Origin of the sequence: Pseudomonas taiwanensis DSM 21245, from assembly GCF_000425785.1 — a bacterium.
Classification (GTDB): Bacteria; Pseudomonadota; Gammaproteobacteria; order Pseudomonadales; family Pseudomonadaceae; genus Aquipseudomonas; species Aquipseudomonas taiwanensis.
Genome location: NZ_AUEC01000029.1, coordinates 64,830 through 84,866, shown reverse-complemented (window position 1 = coordinate 84,866; position 20,037 = coordinate 64,830). Strand labels below are relative to the sequence as shown.

Sequence of the window (20,037 nt, the reverse complement as noted above, 5' to 3'; positions counted from 1 at the left end):
AATGCCAGCGCCAAGTATTCGCTTTGAAGTTTGAAGTTTGAGGTTTTGGTATTTAGATTTATGAGCATATCCATTTGCCAAGGCGACGCTCAATCACCTTTCCGCTCTTACAGCGGGTCACTTTTTGGCAGACGCCCCAAAAAGTAACCAAAAAAGTCTGGCTCCTATCATCCGGCCCCTACGCTGCGCTCCGGGGTTCCCTCACTCCGGCCTTGCTCCGGGAGGACCGCGCTGAACGACCCCTCCTGGGCCGCAGCGCTTGACGGGCATCCATGCCCGTCACCTCCCTGCGCAAGGCCTGCGTTCGGCCTCCTGACGTCGCGATTCGTGGTGTCTGGACTATCGCGCACTAGGGGCAAGAGCAAAAGCAAAAGCAAAAAAGGGTTTGCGGCACTTGAATTTGTGAAAACCAATCTTAGTGCGCCTCACCTGCCTTCAACCCCGCCGGCAACTTCTTAGTCAACAATACCGCCACCATGCTCACCGCCAACCCAATCCCGACAAAATGAAACGCATCGTTATAAGCCATGATCAACGCCTGCTGATGGGTAATCTCACTTAACTTGCCAAGCGCAGCGCTATCGCTCCCCAGCCTCTCGGCCAAAAGCGAAAGACGCTCCGCCACCTGCGGGTTGCTCGGCACCAGCGCCTCACGCAGATAATCGAAATACACCTTGCTCCGCGCATCCAGCAAGGTCGCCAGCAAGGCGATACCAATCGCCCCCCCAAGGTTACGCAGAATATTGAACAGGCTCGAAGCCGACCCCGCATCCTGCGGTAGGATGTAAGCCGTCGCGATCAGCGAAATGGTGACCATGATCATCGGCTGTCCAAGCGCCCGAATAACCTGGATCTGATTGAACTGCGGCCCGGCAAAATCCGGATTGAGCACCCCAGAACCAAAGCTGGCGATGCCGAACAGACAGAACCCCAAGGCACACAGTACTTTGGGCGAAACCACCTTCATCAATTGCGGCACCAACGGAATCAGAAACAACTGCGGAATACCCATCCACATGATCACCTCGCCGATCTGCAAGGCGTTGTAGCCCTGGATCTGCGCCAGGTACAGCGGCAACAGATAGATCGAACCATACAGCCCAACCCCCATCCCCAGACTGGCAATGCTCGACAAGCCAAAATTGCGATTACCCAGAATTCGCAGGTTGATAAGCGGGTGGGGCTTGGAGAACTGCAAGATCACGAATGCGATCAGGCTGATCAAGGCAGTGGTGCCCAGTCCGACGATCAGGCTCGACTCCAGCCAGTCCTTGCGGTGGCCTTCCTCCAGGAATACCTGCAGGCAGCCCAGGCCCAGCCCCAAGGTGACGATACCGGCATAGTCGGTGCTTTTGAGCAGCTCCCAGTGCGCCTCCTTCTTCTCCAGGCCATACAGCAAGCCGGCAATCATCAACAGGCCCGGCGGAATGTTGATGTAGAAGATGTATTCCCAGCCCCAGTTTTCCGTCAGCCAGCCGCCCAAGGTGGGGCCGATGGACGGGGCGAAGGTGGCGGTCATGGCGAACATCGCCATGCCCTTGGCACGGTGGTGTTCAGGCAGCTTGATCAGCGTCAGGGTGAAGGCCAGGGGAATCAACGCCCCCCCGGTGAACCCCTGCAATGCGCGAAACACGATCATGCTCTCCAGGTTCCAGGCCATCGAGCAGAGCAGCGACGACAACAGGAACCCCGTCGATACCCAGACCGCCAGGCGTCGTGCTGAGAGCAACTGCACCAACCAGGCCGTGAGCGGAATCATGATGATCTCGGCCACGAGGTAGGAGGTGGAAATCCATGAACCTTCTTCCAGCGTCGCCGACAGCGCGCCTTGGATATCCTTGAGCGAGGAGTTGGTGATCTGGATATCCAGCACCGCCATGAACGCGCCTAGCATTACGCTCATCACGGCAATCCAGTCGCGTCGGGTCGGCTCCGCCGTCGGTCTCAGCAGCGTGTCACCGGCCATCGCGGGAGCCATGCTCGGGGCGAAGGTCCACGGTTGCCGTCACCGACATACCGGGGCGAATGCGGCCGTGAAGCGGATTGTCGGGGGCAAAGGTCAGCTTCACCGGAATACGCTGCACCACCTTGGTGAAGTTGCCGGTGGCATTGTCCGGCGGCAACAGGCTGAACTGCGCGCCAGAGGCCGCAAACAGGCTATTGACCCGACCCTCGATCGGGGTGTCCGGGTAACTGTCGAACAGCAACTCCACACGTTGGCCCGGCTGCATGCGGCCAATCTGGGTTTCCTTGAAGTTGGCCTGTACCCAGATATCTTCGTCCGGCACGATGGACAGCAGGTAAGCACCCGCTTGCACTACTTGGCCGTTGCGCGCATTGCGCTGACCGATGGTGCCGCTGATCGGCGCGCGGATCTCACAGCGGGTCAGGTTGAGTTCAGCCTGTGCCAGTTCGGCACGGGCGTTGGCGATCTGTGCATCGAGACGCTTGAGCTCAGCGGTCAAGGCGTTTACCTGCTGGCGCTGGCTTTGCAGGTCGGCACGGGCCTTGTCGACTTGAGAACTGGCCACGTGCTTTTCCGCCGACAGCGTCGTGACGCGCTCCTCGGAGACGAACCCAGGTTTGCGCAGCGCCTCGGCGCGGTTCAAGTCCAGGCGCGAACGGTCGAGGGTAGCCTGGTTCGCGGCAACCTGTGCCTGGCCGGCCGCAATCAGGCTGGCTTGCTGGGTCAGGCGACTTTCCGCCTGCGCGCGCTCGGCCTCGCGCGTGGCCAGGGCCGCGTGAGCACGCTCCACGGCCAGCTGGAAGTCGGCGGCCTCCAGGCGTACCAGCAGTTCTCCTTGGCTCACGTGCTGGTTGTCCGCAACCCGCACGTCGTCGATGCGTGCGCCCAACTGGCTGGAGATACGGGTGATCTCGCCTTGAACATAGGCATTGTCGGTACTTTCGAAGAAGCGACCCTTGAAGTACCAGTGAGCCAGGAAGGCGAGGGCGATGAGCGCGACAAGGGTGAGAAAGACCAGCAGGCGGCGTTTGAGTTGGGCGGGCATGAGCACTATCGTTCCAGAAATGTAAACAAATTTAACAGCGACAAACGGCGCAATCACAAGTGACGATCGCGCCATAGCTGGAGCCGAGTGCCCGCTCCCTGCTAACATCCCGCCTTTGTTTCATCTTTCGTTCGAGACTCTCCATGACCACCGTTCGCACGCGTATCGCGCCATCGCCCACTGGCGACCCCCATGTCGGCACCGCCTACATCGCCCTGTTCAACTACTGCTTCGCCAAGCAGCACGGCGGTGAGTTCATCCTGCGTATCGAAGACACCGACCAACTGCGCTCTACCCGCGAGTCGGAGCAGCAGATCTTCGACGCCTTGCGCTGGCTCGGCATCGAATGGAACGAAGGTCCGGACGTGGGGGGGCCACACGGCCCATACCGGCAGAGCGAGCGGGGCGATATCTACGCCAAGTACGCCAAGCAGCTGGTCGACGCTGGCCACGCCTTCTACTGCTTCTGCACTGCCGAAGAGCTCGAGCAGATGCGTGCCGAGCAGATGGCCCGCGGCGAGACCCCGCGCTACGACGGCCGTGCTCTGAAGATGAGCGCCGAGGAAGTCCAGCGCCGCCTGGCGGCGGGCGAGCCGCATGTTATCCGTATGAAGGTGCCGAGCGAAGGCATCTGCGTGGTTCCGGACATGCTGCGTGGCGACGTCGAGATTCCATGGGACCGCATGGACATGCAGGTGCTGATGAAGAACGACGGCCTGCCGACCTACTTCCTGGCCAACGTGGTCGATGACCACCTGATGGGCATCACCCACGTGCTGCGTGGCGAGGAGTGGCTGCCTTCTGCGCCGAAGCTGATCAAGCTTTACGAGTATTTCGGTTGGGAACAGCCCAAGCTGTGCTACATGCCGCTGCTGCGCAACCCCGACAAGAGCAAGCTGTCCAAGCGCAAGAACCCAACCTCGGTGACGTTCTACGAGCGCATGGGCTTCTTGCCTGAAGCGATGCTCAATTACCTGGGGCGCATGGGCTGGTCGATGCCGGACGAGCGTGAGAAGTTCTCGCTGGCCGAGATGGTCGAGCATTTCGACTTGTCGCGTATCTCGCTGGGTGGCCCGATCTTCGACATCGAGAAGCTGTCCTGGCTCAACGGCCAGTGGCTGCGTGAGCTGCCGGTGGAAGAGTTTGCCGCTCGTGTGCAGAAATGGGCATTCAACAGCGACTACATGATGAAGATCGCCCCGCACGTACAAGGCCGGGTTGAAACCTTCAGCCAGATCGCGCCGCTGGGTGGCTTCTTCTTCGAAGGCGCGCTCAAACTCGATGCCAAGCTGTTCGAAAGCAAAAAGCTGTCCACCGACCAGGTGCGCCAGGTGATGCAATTGATCCTGTGGAAGCTCGAAAGCCTGCGTCAGTGGGAAAAAGACCGCATCACCGCCTGCATCCAGGCCGTGGTCGAGGCGCTGGAGCTCAAGTTGCGTGATGCCATGCCACTGATGTTCGCCGCCATCACCGGTCAGGCCAGTTCGGTATCGGTGCTCGACGCCATGGAAATCCTCGGTCCAGACCTGACCCGCTATCGCCTGCGCCAAGCGCTCGACCTGCTGGGCGGGGTGTCGAAGAAAGAAAACAAAGAGTGGGAAAAGTTGCTGGCCAACATCGCCTGACCCTGATCGACAGCTGCAGCGCACGCTGTGGGAGCGGCCTTGTGCCGCGAACGGGCCGCCCTGCGGTCCCAGGGTTTTAGTTGCAACGCAAAATCGCAGGGGTCGCACGCGGCCCTTTCGCGACATAAAGCCCCCCACAGCCTGCCGCGGAAGAGGCGAGGCAACCCGTAGCACTGGGGCAGGGCGGTAAGTGATTGTTATCTCGAAAAAAACTTTTGAATTTTTTCAAAAATTTGTTTGACAGCTCTGCAATCCGATCTTAATATGCGCCCCGTCCACAGCGATGAACTAAAACGAAGCGCCAGGCACCCAGCCGGTGATTCAGTTCAGCGCGACATTGTGGGGCTATAGCTCAGCTGGGAGAGCGCCTGCATGGCATGCAGGAGGTCAGCGGTTCGATCCCGCTTAGCTCCACCAAATTCCGCTTAACGGTGAATGCCGATAAGCAAGGCCGGGTCCAGCAACCGGGTCTTGAAGGTAAGAAGGTTCGTCCCCTTCGTCTAGTGGCCTAGGACACCGCCCTTTCACGGCGGTAACAGGGGTTCGAGTCCCCTAGGGGACGCCAGTTTCACACAAGCGATGTTTCAGGATGTCGCTGGGCCGAGAGGCTAGAAATCCGGGGCTATAGCTCAGCTGGGAGAGCGCCTGCATGGCATGCAGGAGGTCAGCGGTTCGATCCCGCTTAGCTCCACCAATTTGCCGGGGTTCGTTAAAGCGGATCTTCGCGAAGGTTACGTCCCCTTCGTCTAGTGGCCTAGGACACCGCCCTTTCACGGCGGTAACAGGGGTTCGAGTCCCCTAGGGGACGCCATTTTTACCCGCGTTTTGCGGGACTTCAAAGGCTCATTCGATTATTGAATGGGCCTTTTGTTTTTTCTCCCCTCCGCCAATGTGCTCGCCCCGTGCCGGGAGTCGTGTTTTTTCGCTTGCCAAAAAATATTATGAGCATAATATGATGCCTATCATATTCGAGGTGCCCATGAGCGATAAAAAGAGCAAGACCCGCGAACGTATCCTGGAAGCCGCCCGCACGGCATTGATCCAGCATGGGCCGGCCGAGCCCAGTGTCAGCCAGGTAATGGGTGCTGCCGGGCTGACGGTGGGCGGCTTCTATGCCCACTTCGACAGCAAGGACGAGCTCATGCTGGAGGCGTTCCGCCAGTTGTTGAACGAGCGTCGCGCGCTGCTTGCCCAGGTCGATCCGAGCCTGGATGGAGCGGGGCGGCGGGCGCTTGCGGCGGCGTTCTACCTGTCGCGCAAGCACCGCGACGCCGAGGTTCAGGCATGCCCGTTGCCCAACTCGCTGGGGGAGATGCAACGGCTGCCCGAGGCCTTTCGCGACGTGTTGGCCGAGCACATCGAGTTGATGACCGCGCAAATGGTCGACAGCCCCGAAGACATCGACAAGGCCCTGGCCGACCTTGCCTTGATGGTGGGCGGCCTGGCCCTGGCTCGGGCATTGGGCACCGATGCGCTATCCGACCGCATCCTGCGCGCCGCCAAGTCGGCGGTGATCTGAACCCCCTACACCTGGAGCAAGGCGATGACTACCCTGAGCTGGATTCGTGGCGTCAATGGCACCCTGGGTCATCTGGCCCCCGAACACATCGCCGGCAAGATGCGCCGCGCCTTCATGACCCCGCGCAACCTGCCGCCCAAACCGTGGGAGTTGCCCTTGCTGGCCAAGGCCGAGCGCATCACCCTGCGTTTCGGTTTGTCGGCGTTGCGCTGGGGCAAGGGGCCGACCGTGTTGCTGATGCACGGTTGGGAGGGGCGGCCGACCCAGTTTGCCGCACTCATCGAAACCTTGGTGCAGGCCGGGCATACCGTGGTATCGCTGGAAGGGCCGGCTCATGGGCGTTCGCCCGGCCAGCAGGCCCATGTGGTGTTGTTCGCGCGCGCATTGCTTGAAGCCGCTGCCGAACTACCCCCTTTGCGCGCGGTGATCGGCCATTCCATGGGCGGAGCCAGTGTGCTGCTGGCATTGCAGATGGGGTTGCGGGCCGAGGCGGCGGTCAGCATCGCCGCACCTGCGCAGTTGCTGGGTGTGTTGCGTGGCTTCGCCCGGCGTCTTGGCCTGCCGGCACGGGCCAGGGCCGCTTTCATTCGCCAAGTCGAGCGGGATGTGGGGATGCAGATTGCCCGCTTGGACGTCAGCGCCTACCAGCTGGAACTGCCAGGGTTGGTGGTGCACGCCGCCGATGATGCGCTGGTGTCCGCCGATGAGGCGCAGATCATTCACAAAGCCTGGTTCGACAGCCGGCTGATGCTGCTAGAGGAAGGAGGGCACCAGCGGGTGCTGGCCGATCCGCGGCTGAGTGAAGCAGTGCTCGAATTGCTGGCCGGCGCCGGCACTCCCGCGCGGCAAAGCGCCTGAGCTTCCGTTACACTGCCCGCTCATCGACCGGCCCTGCTGTCGGGGCCGGCTTGCCGGCGATATGGCCGGTACAGGCAACCCATTCTTTATCAAGGAAAAGGGCATGAGCTGGGACCTGGCAACACCATTCATCATCGACCTGCGCGTCGGCACCGAGGACATCGACGGTCTCGGCCATGCCAATAACGCGGTTTACGTCACCTGGCTGGAGCGCTGCGCCTGGCGCCACTCCCAGCGCCTGGGGTTGGATTTGGCCGAATACCGGCGTCTTGACCGGGCCATGGCGGTCGTTCGGCATGAAATCGACTACCTCGCTGCCGCCTATGAAGACGATGAGCTGCAACTGGCGACCTGGATCATCGACTGGGATCAACGTCTGCGCATGACCCGTCGCTTTCAGCTCAAGCGCCCGCGGGATGGCGTCACCCTGCTCCGCGCCCAGACCACCTTCGCCTGCATCGAGCTGTCCAGCGGCAAGCCCAAGCGCATGCCGGCGGAGTTTCTCGACGGCTACGGCCCGGCGCTGATCGGTGCCTGACCCGGCGGCGTTTTTTGCTAGACTGCGGCCTTTTCCCGCCGAGACCCAGAAATGCAAATTGCCCTGGCCCCCATGGAGGGGCTGGTCGACAACATCCTGCGCGACGTCCTGACCCGAGTGGGCGGCATCGATTGGTGCGTCACCGAGTTCATTCGCGTCTGCGACCGCTTGTTGCCGGCCTCGTCCTTCGACAAGCTGGCCCCGGAGCTGCGCAGCGGCGCTCGCACCGCGGCCGGGGTGCCGATGCGTGTGCAATTGCTGGGGTCCGACCCGGTATGCCTGGCCGAAAACGCTGCGCTGGCCTGCCAGTTGGGGGCGCCAGTGATCGACCTGAACTTCGGTTGCCCGGCCAAGACGGTCAACAAGTCGCGGGGCGGTGCCGTGCTGCTCAAGGAGCCGGAACTGCTCCATGCCATCGTCCGTGAGGTAAGGCGCGCGGTGCCTGCGCACATTCCGGTAACCTCCAAGATGCGTCTGGGTTTCGATAGCCCTGATGGCGCGCTGGAGTGTGCCACGGCCTTGGCCGAAGGTGGTTCGGCGCATCTGGTGGTCCATGCCCGAACCAAGGTCGAGGGCTACAAGCCGCCGGCCCATTGGGAATGGGTGGCCAGGGTGCAGGATGTGGTCGAGGTGCCGGTGTTCGCCAATGGCGAGATCTGGACCGTGGACGATTGGCGACGATGCCGCGAGGTCAGCGGCGCCGAAGACATCATGCTGGGTCGTGGCCTGGTCTCGCGTCCGGACCTGGCGTTGCAGATCGCCGCAGCGCGCGATGGCCGCGAGCTCCAGCCGATGTCCTGGGAGGCGCTGTTGCCGTTGCTGCGCGAATTCTGGCGTCAAGCCCAGGCCAAGTTGTCGCCGCGCTACGCGCCGGGGCGCATGAAGCAATGGTTGGCGATGCTGACCCGTAGTTACCCGGAGGCGGTGGTGTTGTTCGCCGAGCTGCGGCGCGAGGATGATTGCCAGCGGATCAGCCGGTTGCTCGGGGTCGAGGTGCCCGCGTTCGAGGAATGCGTGGCTTGATGCGTCCCTGTCGCCGGCTTGCCGGCGATACTGTTTTCAGCCCCCCTAAAATTTTTTTTGCCTACCCCTTGAAAGCCTTTTCCCCGGACATATTTCTTGAGTACGCGATGCCGAAGTCGGGTCGCGCAATGACTTACTTGCTGAAATCTCAGGAGTTTATGACCATGACTAGCGCTTTCTCTCTTGCACCACTGTTCCGCCATTCCGTTGGTTTCGACCGTTTCAACGACCTGTTCGAATCTGCGGCGCGTAACGAGGCGGGTAGCAGCTACCCTCCCTACAACGTAGAAAAACATGGCGATGACCACTATCGTATCGTGGTTGCAGCGGCCGGTTTCCAGGAGCAGGACCTCGACCTGCAAGTCGAAAAAGGCGTCCTGACCGTCACCGGTGGCAAACGCGAAAACACCGCAGCGGAAGTGACCTACTTGCACCAGGGCATTGCCCAGCGCGCCTTCAAGCTGTCGTTCCGCCTGGCTGACCATATCGAAGTCAAGTCCGCGGGTCTGGCCAACGGCCTGCTCAGCATCGACCTGTTGCGCATCGTGCCGGAAGAAGCCAAGGCCAAGCGCATTCCGATCAATGGCGACACGCCAGCGCTGAACTGAGTGCTGCATACACTCAAGAAAGGGCACCCGTAGCGGTGCCCTTTTTTTGTCTCAGTAATTGGCAGGCGCCTCGAGCAGCAGCTGACGAAACTCAGGCAAGGGCAGCGGCCGGCTGTGCAGGTAGCCTTGATACAGGTGGCACCCCAGCAATTCGAGAAACTCCAGTTGCTCGGTCAGTTCCACGCCTTCGGCGATTACCGCCAGGTCGAGGCTGCGGGCCATGGCCACGATCGCGCGGACGATTTCGGCATCGTTGGGGTCGTCCGGCGCATCGCGCACGAAGGTCTGGTCGATCTTCAGTGCATCCACCGGCAGGCGCTTGAGGTAGGTCAGCGACGAATAGCCCGTTCCGAAATCATCCATGGCAAAGCTCACGCCATAACGCTTCAGCTCGCGCATCTTGCTGATGGTGTCTTCAAGGTTTTGGATGACGATGCCTTCGGTGATCTCCAGCTTGAGCATATGTCGCGGCAGGCGGTAATCGTCCAGGCTGCGTAGCACGCGTTCGACGAAGTCGTTCTGGCGAAACTGCCGGGGGCTGATGTTCACGCAGAGGCTGAAGTCGTCGGGGTCGACCAGGCCATCTTCGAGCATGCGTGCACAGGCATCGCAGGCTTCGTCGAGAATCCAGCTGCCAACTTCAAGAATCAGGCCGCTTTCTTCAAGCACCTGGATAAATTGCGTTGGTGCCTGCTGGCCCAGTTGCGGGTGGTGCCAGCGCAGAAGCACCTCGGCCCCGACGATCCGGTTGTCGCGGGCATCGACCTGGGGTTGGAAGTGCAGGGCGAGTTCGCCACGCGCCAGGGCCAGGCGCAGGTCGTTTTCCATCCGCAACCGCTCGCTGGCGGCTTTCTGCATGGTCGTGTGGAACAGCTGCGTCGTGTTGCGCCCGGAGTCCTTGGCGCGGTACAGGGCAATGTCGGCGCGCTTGAGCAGGTCGGCTGGGGTCGCGCCATGGTCGGGAATCAGCGCTACGCCAATGCTCGGCGTGACCTGCAGCCGTTGGCCGTCCAGCGACATGGGCTCGGCCAGCAGCTCGCGCAGGGTGTCGGCCAATTCACGGACCTTGTGCTCGACCACCTCACGGCTGCCCTCCAGTCCGCTGAGCAGCACCACGAACTCATCGCCTCCCAGGCGCGCCACGGTGTCTTCCAGGCGCACGCTGGCCTCCAGGCGAGCCGTGATGATCTTCAGCACGGTGTCGCCCACCGGGTGGCCGAGGGAGTCATTGATGTGCTTGAAGTGGTCCAGGTCCAGGAACAGCAGTGCCCCGCGCAGGTTGTGGCGCTTGAGCAGGGCGATCTGCTGACTCAGACGGTCCATCAGCAGGGCGCGGTTGGGCAGGTTGGTCAACGGGTCGTGGTAAGCCAGGTGCCGAATCTGCGCCTGGGCATTCTTCAACTGGCTCACGTCGCGCGCGGTCAGCAGCAGGCATTCGACTTCGTTCAGGCTGATCGGCTCGACCGACACTTCCACCGTCAGGATATCACCGCGTTTGTTGCGCCCAAGCATCTCCCGGTGGTGGACCCGGCCACGCTCGCGGAGTTCGCCGAGCAAGGCGCTGCGCTGCTTGTCGTCGGCCCAGATCCCCAGTTCGTGGACGCTGCGGCCAATCACTTCGGCGGCGCTGTAGCCGGTCAATCGGCAGAAGCCGTCGTTCACCTCCAGGTAACGACCGCTATGGCGTTCGGTGATGGTGATGGCATCCGGGCTGGAGTGGAACGCCTTGGCGAACTTCTCTTCACTGGACTTGAGCGCGGCCTCGGCCCGTTGCTGCTGGGTGATGTCGCGCAGCGTCGTGACGCTGCAGGGCTGCCCATCGACGGTGATCAGGCAACTGGAAATCACGCATGTCAGCGCTGAGCCGTTACGGTGGTTGACCACCACGGCCACATTGTTCAGCGCCCGTTCACGGATGACCCTTTCGATGCGCTGGGCGCGCTCGGAGGTCTCGGCCCACAGGCCGATCTGCTCGGCCGTGCGGCCGATCACCTGGTCGGCGTCCCAGCCAAAGGTCTGGGAAAAGGCCCGGTTGACCTCGATGAACTGGCCGGTGTCCTGGCGGGTGACGCAGATCGGGTCCGGGCTTACCTGGAACAGGCTGGCGAATTTTTCTTCCGAAGCGCTCAGGCGCTGTTCGCGTTCGACCTGGTCGGTGATGTCCAACAAGGTACCGGCCATGCGAAACGGGTTGCCCTGTTCGTCGCGATACAGCCGGGCGCGGCTCTCGATGTAGCGTGAGGCGCCGTTTTCCAGCTGTACCCGATAGGTGATCTGGTAGTTGCCCGCCGGACCTTCGCGCAGACTGCGGTAAGCCTGGCGCATGCTGTTGCGTTCCTGCTCCGGTACGCCTTCGAAGAAGGAGTCGAACGATTCGTGGAAGGGGACAGGGTCCAGGCCGTGTAATTGCGCGGCGCGGGCCGAGCCGTAGAGCATGCCGCTGGGAATGTGCCAGTCCCAGGTGCCCAGTTGAGCCGAGTCCAGGGCCAGGTCAAGGCGCTCCTGGCTGTCCTTGAGGGCCTGCTCGGCACGTTTGCGTTCAGTGGTGTCGACGAAGGTGCTGATCAGGTAGGTGACGCCTTCCAGCTCGATGCCCTGGGTGCACAGGATGCCGTCGTGGATCTTGCCGCTGCTGGCGCGAAACTGCACTTCCAAGGTCAACGGGCCGCCATTGGCACGGGTGGCCTCCAGTACCTGGTGGCGTTGCTCTGGGTTTACCCAAAGGCCCAGCTCGAAACTGGTCTTGCCGATCACCTGGCTACCGGGCCAGCCGAACATGTCTTCGAAGTGCTGGTTGACCTCGAAGATCATGCCGTCATGGCGTCGGGTCAGCAAAATTGCGTTGGGGCTGAGGTGGAACAGGGTGGCAAAGCGCTTTTCCGAGTTGATCAGCGCTGTTTCACGGTCGCGCTGGCGCGTGATCTCGCGGATCACCCCGATCATCTGCGGGCGGCCATGGCGGTCGCGGGTCAGGCTGCCATTGATTTCCAGCCAGTGCAGGCTGCCGTCTGGCCAGCGGATGCGGTGGCGCATGGCCTGCTCCACCGGCTCGCCGTTGACCACCGCCTGGAAGGCCTGGCGGGTGCGGGCGCGATCCTCTTCTGGCAGTAGGTCGAGGTAGTCGATGTCGATGGGCAGCGGGCGTTGTGGGTCGAAACCGAACAGCGCCTGGGTTCCGCGCGACCAGCTGACCCTGCCGCTTTCGATATCCCACAGCCAGGCCCCCAGGTGGGCGCCGTTGAGCGCGGCAAGCAGTTGCGGAGCATTTTGCCAGGCCTGTTCCGACTCCTGAGGGTCGGCCGCCGAAATGCGCGGCAGGCGCGGAAAGCGGTTTGCTGATTTGGGCATCGGTACCAGACCTTTGGCGTGTGACGCGTCCTTGAAGTTGGAAGTGCCGGGCTGACGACCGGTCAGGCGGACCCTGCGTGGCTGTCGAGAAGAGCCATGAAGGCCCTGGCCGCGTTCGATAGCGTTCGCTCCGTGTGCAAAATGTAGCCTAGCTGGCGCGACAGCTGTATGCCGGGCAAGGCGATGGGTGCGACCTGTTCATCCAGCATAGTACGGGGCAGCACGCTCCACGCCAGACCAATCGAAACCATCATCTTGATGGTCTCCAGGTAGTTGGTGCTCATGGCGATGTTCGGGGTCAGGCCCTGGCTTTCGAACAGCCGCTGGACGATGTGGTGGGTGAAGGTGTTGCCGCCGGGGAAAACCGCCGGGTGGCGGGCGACGTCGGCCAGGCTGACCGCCGTGTCGCGGGCCAGGGGATGCTCCGGCGCCGCCACGAAGTCCAGGGCATCGTCCCAGACCGGTACCGCCTTGATCAGGTGATGCGGCTCGGGTGCCAGGGTGATCACGGCAATCTCAGCGCGCCCATGGAGGATTTCATCGTAGGCCGCTTCCGAATCCAGGAACTGAATATCCAACGCCACCGCCGGGTACTGGCGGGTAAACACCCGTAAAAGCGGAGGCAGACGATGCAGGCCTATGTGGTGACTGGTGGCAAGGGTCAGGCGACCGCTCACCTCGCCGGTCAAATTGGTCAGCGCACGTCGGGTATCATCCAGTACGTTGAGGATCTGGTAGGCGCGTGGCAGCAGGGCCCGCCCGGCCTCGGTCAGGGTCACTTCTCGGCCCAGGCGGTCGAACAGGCGCACGTCCAGTTGCTGCTCGAGTCCGGCGATGCGTTTGCTGACGGCCGGTTGAGTCAGGTGCAGGCGTTCGCCAGCCCCCGAAAAGCTGCCGGTCTCGGCGATGGCGATGAAAGCGCTGAGGTTGGCCAGGTCCATTCGAATTCCTGATGGTTATGCGAAGCATGAAAATTATGAATTTGAGTTATTCAATCTATCGCCATAGCATCGTCCGTACAAGCCAAGGGGTCTTTGGCATAGAAAGACGCTGATGAGGAACAGTCTGATGGCTGGCAAAACGCTCTACGACAAACTCTGGGAAGCCCATGAGGTCAAGCGCCGTGATGACGGCTCGTCCTTGATCTACATCGACCGCCACATCATTCACGAAGTGACTTCGCCCCAGGCCTTCGAAGGCCTGCGCCTGGCGAACCGCAAGCCGTGGCGGATCGACGCCAACATCGCCACGCCGGACCACAACGTGCCGACCACGCCAGAGCGCAAGGGCGGCATCGAGGCCATCGTCGACCAGGTTTCGCGCCTTCAGGTGCAGACCCTCGACGAGAACTGTGACGAATACGGCATCGTGGAATTCAAGATGAACGACGAGCGCCAAGGCATCGTCCATGTCATCAGCCCAGAGCAGGGCGCTACCTTGCCAGGCATGACCGTGGTCTGCGGCGACTCGCACACCTCGACCCACGGCGCGTTCGGCGCCCTGGCCCATGGCATCGGTACTTCCGAGGTCGAGCACGTGCTCGCCACCCAGTGCCTGGTCGCCAAGAAGATGAAGAACATGCTGGTGCGCGTCGAGGGCCAATTGCCCGCCGGTGTCACCGCCAAGGACATCGTGCTCGCGGTCATCGGCAAGATCGGCACCGCTGGCGGTAACGGCCATGCCATGGAGTTCGCTGGTAGCGCCATCCGCGACCTGTCCATGGAAGGCCGCATGACCATCTGCAACATGTCCATCGAAGCCGGTGCCCGTGTCGGTCTGGTGGCGGTCGACGAGACGACGGTCGCCTATGTCGAAGGCCGTCCGTACGCGCCCAAGGGCGAGCAATGGAAGCAGGCCGTCCAGGCTTGGAAAGGCCTGGTGTCGGATGCCGATGCCGTGTTCGATACCGTGGTCGAGCTCGACGCCACCCAGATCAAGCCGCAAGTCAGCTGGGGCACTTCGCCCGAGATGGTGCTTGCTGTTGACCAGCGCGTGCCTGATCCGGCCGCAGAGCCGGACCTGATCAAGCGTGGTTCCATCGAGCGTGCCCTCAAGTACATGGGCCTTGCCGCCAACCAGGCGATCACCGACATCAAGTTGGACCGCGTATTCATCGGCTCCTGCACCAACTCGCGCATCGAAGATCTGCGCGCCGCCGCCGAAATCGCCAAGGGGCGCAAGGTCGCTGCCAACGTCAAGCAGGCGCTGGTCGTACCGGGCTCTGGCCTGGTCAAGGCCCAGGCCGAGCGTGAGGGCCTGGACAAGATTTTCATCGAAGCTGGCTTCGAGTGGCGTGAGCCTGGTTGCTCGATGTGCCTGGCGATGAACCCGGACCGCCTGGAAAGCGGCGAGCACTGCGCGTCCACGTCCAACCGCAACTTCGAAGGGCGCCAGGGTGCCGGTGGTCGCACCCACCTGGTAAGCCCGGCCATGGCTGCCGCCGCTGCGGTCACCGGCCACTTCATCGATGTCCGCGAGTTGATCCAAGGGAGCGCAGCATGAAAGCCTTTACCCAGCACACCGGTCTTGTTGCGCCGTTGGATCGCGCCAACGTCGACACCGACCAGATCATCCCCAAGCAGTTCCTGAAGTCGATCAAGCGTACCGGCTTTGGCCCTAACCTGTTCGACGAGTGGCGCTACCTGGATGTAGGGCAGCCTTATCAGGACAACAGCAAACGTCCGCTGAACGAAGAGTTCGTGCTCAACCATGCCCGTTACCAGGGCGCCAGCGTCTTGCTGGCGCGCGAGAACTTCGGTTGCGGTTCGAGCCGCGAGCATGCCCCTTGGGCACTCGATGAGTACGGCTTCCGCAGCATCATCGCGCCGAGCTTCGCCGACATCTTCTTCAACAACAGCTTCAAGAATGGCCTGTTGCCGATCATCCTCAGCGACGAAGAAGTCGACGAGCTGTTCAAGCAGGTCGAGGCCAACCCAGGCTATCAGTTGACCATCGACTTGCAGGCCCAGGCCGTTACCCGCCCGGATGGCAAGGTGCTGCACTTCGAGATCGATGCGTTCCGCAAGCACTGCCTGCTCAACGGCTTGGACGATATCGGCCTGACCCTGCAGGACAGCGATGCGATCAAGGCCTTCGAGAGCAAGCATCGTGCGCAACAGCCCTGGTTGTTCCGTGATGCCTGAAGTTTGCTGGTGACCGTGCCGGCCCTTTCGCGGAGACACCCCGCGAAGAGGTCGGGACAGGCAATAAAAGACCAAAAGGATTGAGACATGACCCGCACCCAGCATACCGATGTGGTCCAACGCCAGTTCGGCGAACAGGCCAGTGCCTATCTCAGCAGCGCCGTGCACGCGCAGGGCAGCGAATTCGCCCTGCTGCAGGCGGAGCTGGCGGGGCGGGGCGCTGCCCGAGTGCTGGACCTGGGTTGCGGTGCCGGCCATGTCAGTTTCCAGGTCGCCCCGCAGGTAGCCGAGGTAGTCGCCTACGACCTGTCGCAGTCGATGCTTGATGTTGTGGCCAGTGCCGCCGCCGAGCGCGGCCTGGGCAATATCACCACCGAGCGCGGCGCCGCCGAACACTTGCCGTTCGCCGATGCATCGTTCGACTTCGTCTTCAGCCGGTACTCGGCGCACCACTGGAGCGACCTGGGGCTGGCCTTGCGCGAAGTGCGCCGGGTGCTCAAGCCAGGCGGCGTGGCGGCCTTCATCGATGTCATGTCGCCGGGCAGTCCATTGCTCGACACCTACCTGCAAAGCGTCGAGGTGCTGCGTGATACCAGTCATGTGCGAGACTATTCGGCCGCCGAATGGCAGCAGCAGGTCAGCGAGGCTGGCCTGCACGTGCGCAGCCACACCCGCCAGCGCCTGCGCCTTGAGTTCGGCTCGTGGGTCGAGCGCATGCGCACCCCTGAGCCGCTGCGTGTGGCCATCCGCCAATTGCAGCAGGCCATGGGCGAGGAAGTACGGCAGTATTACCAGATCGAAGCAGACGGCTCGTTCAGCACCGATGTCCTGGTGATGTGGGCCGAGCGCTGAGTTTTTTACGGCGAGGCTGATCGGGCCGCGCCGCTTGAATGGATAGAGGAAAGCATGAGCAAGCAGATTCTGATTCTCCCAGGTGATGGTATCGGCCCGGAAATCATGGCCGAAGCGGTCAAGGTGCTGGAGCTGGCCAACGACAAGTTCCAGCTGGGCATGAGCCTGCAACACGATGTGATCGGTGGCGCGGCCATCGACAAGCACGGCGTGCCGCTGGCCGACGAGACCCTGGAGCGTGCGCGCAGTGCCGATGCCGTGCTGCTGGGTGCCGTTGGTGGCCCGAAATGGGACAAGATCGAGCGTGACATCCGCCCTGAGCGCGGTCTGCTGAAGATCCGTTCGCAACTGGGCCTGTTCGCCAACCTGCGTCCGGCCATCCTCTATCCGCAACTGGCCGATGCCTCTTCGCTCAAGCCCGAAATCGTCGCCGGCCTGGATATCCTCATCGTGCGTGAGTTGACCGGCGGTATCTACTTCGGTGCCCCGCGCGGTCAGCGCGAGCTGGAAGGTGGTGAGCGCCAGGCCTACGACACCCTGCCGTACAGCGAAAGCGAAGTGCGCCGCATCGCCCGTGTCGGCTTCGACATGGCCCGCGTGCGCGGCAAGAAGCTGTGCTCGGTGGACAAGGCCAACGTGCTGGCGTCCAGCCAGCTGTGGCGGGAAGTGGTCGAGGACGTGGCCAAGGACTACCCGGACGTCGAACTGAGCCACATGTACGTCGACAACGCCGCCATGCAACTGGTGCGTGCGCCCAAGCAGTTCGACGTGATGGTCACCGACAACATGTTCGGCGACATCCTGTCGGATGAAGCTTCCATGCTGACCGGTTCCATCGGCATGCTGCCTTCGGCGTCGCTGGATGCCAACAACAAAGGCATGTACGAGCCGTGCCACGGTTCGGCTCCGGACATCGCTGGGCAGGGTATCGCCAACCCACTGGCGACCATCCTGTCGGTGTCGATGATGCTGCGTTACAGCTTCAACGAGCAGGCAGCCGCCGACGCGATCGAGAAGGCGGTGAGCCTGGTGCTGGACCAGGGGCTGCGTACTGGCGACATCTGGTCGGCCGGTTGCAGCAAAGTCGGTACGCAGGAAATGGGCGACGCAGTAGTCGCAGCGCTGCGGAATCTGTAATCTCTCTGGCCCGCCACCGTTTTTGGTCGGTGGCGGCCCACTTTTAGCAAAGGTGTAGTTGCGATGAAACGTGTAGGTCTGATCGGTTGGCGCGGTATGGTCGGTTCCGTGCTCATGCAGCGGATGCTGGAGGAGCAGGATTTCGACCTGATTGAGCCGGTGTTCTTCACCACCTCCAATGTCGGTGGCCAAGGTCCGAACGTGGGCAAGGAAACTGCTCCGCTCAAGGACGCTTATTCGATTGAAGAACTCAAGACCCTCGACGTCATCCTGACCTGCCAGGGCGGCGACTACACCAATGAGGTCTTCCCCAAGCTGCGTGAGGCCGGCTGGCAGGGCTACTGGATCGACGCCGCTTCGTCCCTGCGTATGCAGGATGACGCGGTGATCATCCTCGACCCGGTCAACCGCAAGGTCATCGACCAGCAGCTCGATGCCGGTACCAAGAACTACATCGGTGGCAACTGCACCGTCAGCCTGATGCTGATGGGCCTGGGTGGCCTGTTCGAAGCCGGTCTGGTCGAGTGGATGAGTGCCATGACCTATCAGGCGGCCTCGGGTGCCGGTGCGCAGAACATGCGCGAGCTGATCAAGCAGATGGGCGGTATTCACGCAGCCGTTGCCGATGACCTGGCCAATCCGGCCAGCGCCATTCTCGACATCGACCGCAAGGTTGCCGAAACCATGCGTGGCGAAGCTTTCCCGACCGAGAACTTCGGCGTGCCGCTGGCTGGCAGCCTGATCCCGTGGATCGACAAGGAACTGCCGAACGGACAGAGCCGTGAAGAATGGAAGGCCCAGGCCGAGACCAACAAGATCCTCGGTCGCTTCAAGAGCCCGATCCCGGTCGATGGCATCTGCGTGCGCATCGGAGCCATGCGCTGCCACAGCCAGGCGCTGACCATCAAGCTGAACAAGGACGTGCCGCTGGCCGACATCGAAGGCCTGATCAGCCAGCACAACCCTTGGGTGAAACTGGTGCCCAACCAGCGTGAAATCAGCATGCAGGAGCTGAGCCCGACCAAGGTGACCGGCACCCTGAACATTCCTGTAGGCCGTCTGCGCAAGCTGAACATGGGCTCGCAGTACCTGGGCGCGTTCACCGTGGGCGACCAATTGCTGTGGGGCGCCGCCGAGCCGCTGCGTCGCATGCTGCGGATCCTGCTGGAACGTTGATCGCGCTGGCTCGACCGAAAAACCCGTACTGGAGCCAGTGCGGGTTTTTTTATGGGCGGGCAGGCAGCTTCGTGGCACGGGCCCCACGCAAAGGCCAGCACAGACAAACGCCTGCAATCCAAGTAAAGTGCCGCCCCCGCCGTTTCAGCAAAAGGATTCTCTTCATGACCCACCCCTTGGATATCGCCGTGGTCGGCGCCACCGGTAGCGTCGGTGAAACCCTCGTACAGATCCTCGAAGAGCTGAGTTTTCCGGTAGCGACCCTGCATCTGCTGGCCAGCATGGAATCGGCGGGCAGTAGCGTCATGTTCGCCGGCAAGAAAATCAAAGTCCGTGAAGTCGACAGTTTCGATTTTGCCCAGGTCAAGCTGGCCTTCTTCGCTGCCAGCCCCGCCGTTAGCCGCAGTTTCGCCGACAAGGCGCAGCACGCGGGCTGTACTGTCATCGACCTGTCCGGTGGGCTGGATGATGCGCTGGCGCTGGTGCCCGAAGCCAATGCCGAGCAAATCGCCAAACTGAAGCTGCCGGCTCGCATTTGCAGCCCCAGCACATCGGCTGTCGCGCTGGCGGTGGCATTGGCGCCCCTGAAGGGCTTGGTGGATATCGAGCGGGTGCAGGTCATGGCGTCGTTGGCGGTGTCTGCCCAGGGGCGTGAGGCGGTCAACGAGCTGGCCCGGCAAACCGCCGAGCTGCTCAATGCCCGGCCATTGGAGCCGCACTTCTTCGACCGTCAGGTAGCCTTCAACCTGCTGGCGCAGGTCGGCGCGGCCGATGAGCAGGGTCACACGGCCGTGGAGCGTCGCCTGGTCAGCGAGTTGCGGGTGCTGCTGGGGCAGCCCCAGCTGAAGATTTCCGTGAGCTGTGTTCAAGTCCCGGTATTTTTTGGCGATAGCTTCAGTGTGGCCGTGCAGAGCCGTCGTCCGGTCGATCTGGAGGCAGTCAAGCAGGCGCTCGAGGCCGCTGGCAGTATCGAACTGGTCGAGGATGACGATTATCCCACCCCGGTGGGTGACGCAGTGGGTCAAGACGTGGTCTATGTTGGTCGTGTACGCCATGGTATTGACGAGCCAGAGCAGCTCAACCTGTGGCTGACCACCGACAACCTGCGCAAGGGCGCTGCACTCAACGCCGTGCAGGTGGCGCAATTGTTGATAAAACACATGGCGTAAAAGATACTGGCGAGCACTTTTGTCCTAAAC

At 62.1% G+C, this 20,037-nt stretch carries 16 protein-coding genes and 4 tRNA genes; 16 read left to right on the top strand and 4 right to left on the bottom strand.

Annotated features, from left to right (window positions below):
- Positions 1–415: 415 nt before the first annotated feature.
- Both H620_RS0114200 and H620_RS0114195 read right to left on the bottom strand, forming a co-directional pair.
- A complete protein-coding gene (locus tag H620_RS0114200; RefSeq protein WP_023379427.1) occupies positions 416–1,966 on the bottom strand; it encodes an MDR family MFS transporter in 1,551 nt (516 codons plus the stop codon).
- A complete protein-coding gene (locus tag H620_RS0114195; protein WP_023379428.1) occupies positions 1,956–3,011 on the bottom strand; it encodes an HlyD family secretion protein in 1,056 nt (351 codons plus the stop codon). The genes H620_RS0114200 and H620_RS0114195 overlap by 11 nt, the downstream gene beginning before the upstream one ends.
- A gap of 143 nt (positions 3,012–3,154) precedes the next feature.
- Here H620_RS0114195 and gltX point away from each other — a divergent pair, with 143 nt between their 5' ends.
- From gltX to H620_RS0114145, 10 genes are all read left to right on the top strand, one after another.
- A complete protein-coding gene (gene gltX / locus H620_RS0114190) occupies positions 3,155–4,636 on the top strand; it encodes a glutamate--tRNA ligase (protein WP_023379429.1) in 1,482 nt (493 codons plus the stop codon).
- Positions 4,637–4,977: 341 nt separating this feature from the next.
- A tRNA-Ala gene (locus tag H620_RS0114185) sits at positions 4,978–5,053 on the top strand.
- Between the two features lie 72 nt (positions 5,054–5,125).
- Positions 5,126–5,201: transfer RNA gene (locus tag H620_RS0114180), tRNA-Glu, on the top strand.
- Positions 5,202–5,254: 53 nt separating this feature from the next.
- Positions 5,255–5,330: transfer RNA gene (locus H620_RS0114175), tRNA-Ala, on the top strand.
- A gap of 41 nt (positions 5,331–5,371) precedes the next feature.
- Positions 5,372–5,447 (top strand) — tRNA-Glu (locus H620_RS0114170).
- Between the two features lie 168 nt (positions 5,448–5,615).
- Positions 5,616–6,155: a TetR/AcrR family transcriptional regulator gene (locus H620_RS0114165; protein WP_023379430.1), complete on the top strand. Its 540-nt coding sequence runs from the start codon at positions 5,616–5,618 to the stop codon at positions 6,153–6,155.
- Positions 6,156–6,179: 24 nt separating this feature from the next.
- Positions 6,180–7,013: an alpha/beta hydrolase gene (locus H620_RS0114160; RefSeq protein WP_023379431.1), complete on the top strand. Its 834-nt coding sequence runs from the start codon at positions 6,180–6,182 to the stop codon at positions 7,011–7,013.
- A gap of 103 nt (positions 7,014–7,116) precedes the next feature.
- The gene (locus tag H620_RS0114155; protein ID WP_023379432.1) at positions 7,117–7,551 is read left to right on the top strand and encodes an acyl-CoA thioesterase; all 435 of its coding nucleotides are present in this window, start codon (positions 7,117–7,119) and stop codon (positions 7,549–7,551) included.
- A 51-nt stretch (positions 7,552–7,602) separates the two neighbouring features.
- Positions 7,603–8,574 carry a tRNA dihydrouridine synthase gene (locus H620_RS0114150; RefSeq protein WP_023379433.1) on the top strand — a complete coding sequence of 324 codons (972 nt, stop codon included), beginning with the start codon at positions 7,603–7,605 and terminating at the stop codon, positions 8,572–8,574.
- A 164-nt stretch (positions 8,575–8,738) separates the two neighbouring features.
- A complete protein-coding gene (locus H620_RS0114145) occupies positions 8,739–9,182 on the top strand; it encodes an Hsp20 family protein (RefSeq protein ID WP_023379434.1) in 444 nt (147 codons plus the stop codon).
- A 51-nt stretch (positions 9,183–9,233) separates the two neighbouring features.
- On the opposite strand, the gene H620_RS0114140 is transcribed toward H620_RS0114145, so the two are convergent.
- Positions 9,234–12,530, bottom strand: coding sequence for a PAS domain S-box protein (locus tag H620_RS0114140; protein ID WP_023379435.1), 3,297 nt, complete (start codon positions 12,528–12,530; stop codon positions 9,234–9,236).
- Between the two features lie 62 nt (positions 12,531–12,592).
- Positions 12,593–13,471: a LysR family transcriptional regulator gene (locus H620_RS0114135; protein WP_023379436.1), complete on the bottom strand. Its 879-nt coding sequence runs from the start codon at positions 13,469–13,471 to the stop codon at positions 12,593–12,595.
- A 127-nt stretch (positions 13,472–13,598) separates the two neighbouring features.
- On the opposite strand from H620_RS0114135, the gene leuC reads away from it, so the two are divergent.
- The 6 genes from leuC (at position 13,599) to H620_RS0114105 (ending at position 20,007) form a co-directional block, all read left to right on the top strand.
- Complete coding sequence (gene leuC, locus H620_RS0114130; protein ID WP_023379437.1) at positions 13,599–15,032, top strand: 3-isopropylmalate dehydratase large subunit; 1,434 nt, start codon at positions 13,599–13,601, stop codon at positions 15,030–15,032.
- Entirely contained in the window at positions 15,029–15,673 is a 645-nt protein-coding gene (gene leuD, locus H620_RS0114125) for a 3-isopropylmalate dehydratase small subunit (RefSeq protein WP_023379438.1), read from the top strand. The genes leuC and leuD overlap by 4 nt, the downstream gene beginning before the upstream one ends.
- An 87-nt stretch (positions 15,674–15,760) precedes the next feature.
- The gene (locus tag H620_RS0114120; RefSeq protein ID WP_027907532.1) at positions 15,761–16,525 is read left to right on the top strand and encodes a class I SAM-dependent methyltransferase; all 765 of its coding nucleotides are present in this window, start codon (positions 15,761–15,763) and stop codon (positions 16,523–16,525) included.
- Between the two features lie 54 nt (positions 16,526–16,579).
- Entirely contained in the window at positions 16,580–17,662 is a 1,083-nt protein-coding gene (gene leuB, locus H620_RS0114115) for a 3-isopropylmalate dehydrogenase (protein ID WP_023379440.1), read from the top strand.
- A gap of 63 nt (positions 17,663–17,725) precedes the next feature.
- Positions 17,726–18,838, top strand: a complete 1,113-nt coding sequence (gene asd / locus H620_RS0114110; protein ID WP_023379441.1) for an aspartate-semialdehyde dehydrogenase — start codon at positions 17,726–17,728, stop codon at positions 18,836–18,838.
- A 164-nt stretch (positions 18,839–19,002) separates the two neighbouring features.
- Positions 19,003–20,007: an aspartate-semialdehyde dehydrogenase gene (locus tag H620_RS0114105; RefSeq protein ID WP_023379442.1), complete on the top strand. Its 1,005-nt coding sequence runs from the start codon at positions 19,003–19,005 to the stop codon at positions 20,005–20,007.
- Positions 20,008–20,037: the final 30 nt, after the last annotated feature.

Coding starts and splice junctions, on each gene's coding strand:
- H620_RS0114200 (WP_023379427.1), bottom strand. CDS start 1,966: ATGGCCGGTGACACGCTGCTGAGACCGACGGCGGAGCCGACCCGACGC.
- H620_RS0114195 (WP_023379428.1), bottom strand. CDS start 3,011: ATGCCCGCCCAACTCAAACGCCGCCTGCTGGTCTTTCTCACCCTTGTC.
- gltX (WP_023379429.1), top strand. CDS start 3,155: ATGACCACCGTTCGCACGCGTATCGCGCCATCGCCCACTGGCGACCCC.
- H620_RS0114165 (WP_023379430.1), top strand. CDS start 5,616: ATGAGCGATAAAAAGAGCAAGACCCGCGAACGTATCCTGGAAGCCGCC.
- H620_RS0114160 (WP_023379431.1), top strand. CDS start 6,180: ATGACTACCCTGAGCTGGATTCGTGGCGTCAATGGCACCCTGGGTCAT.
- H620_RS0114155 (WP_023379432.1), top strand. CDS start 7,117: ATGAGCTGGGACCTGGCAACACCATTCATCATCGACCTGCGCGTCGGC.
- H620_RS0114150 (WP_023379433.1), top strand. CDS start 7,603: ATGCAAATTGCCCTGGCCCCCATGGAGGGGCTGGTCGACAACATCCTG.
- H620_RS0114145 (WP_023379434.1), top strand. CDS start 8,739: ATGACTAGCGCTTTCTCTCTTGCACCACTGTTCCGCCATTCCGTTGGT.
- H620_RS0114140 (WP_023379435.1), bottom strand. CDS start 12,530: ATGCCCAAATCAGCAAACCGCTTTCCGCGCCTGCCGCGCATTTCGGCG.
- H620_RS0114135 (WP_023379436.1), bottom strand. CDS start 13,471: ATGGACCTGGCCAACCTCAGCGCTTTCATCGCCATCGCCGAGACCGGC.
- leuC (WP_023379437.1), top strand. CDS start 13,599: ATGGCTGGCAAAACGCTCTACGACAAACTCTGGGAAGCCCATGAGGTC.
- leuD (WP_023379438.1), top strand. CDS start 15,029: ATGAAAGCCTTTACCCAGCACACCGGTCTTGTTGCGCCGTTGGATCGC.
- H620_RS0114120 (WP_027907532.1), top strand. CDS start 15,761: ATGACCCGCACCCAGCATACCGATGTGGTCCAACGCCAGTTCGGCGAA.
- leuB (WP_023379440.1), top strand. CDS start 16,580: ATGAGCAAGCAGATTCTGATTCTCCCAGGTGATGGTATCGGCCCGGAA.
- asd (WP_023379441.1), top strand. CDS start 17,726: ATGAAACGTGTAGGTCTGATCGGTTGGCGCGGTATGGTCGGTTCCGTG.
- H620_RS0114105 (WP_023379442.1), top strand. CDS start 19,003: ATGACCCACCCCTTGGATATCGCCGTGGTCGGCGCCACCGGTAGCGTC.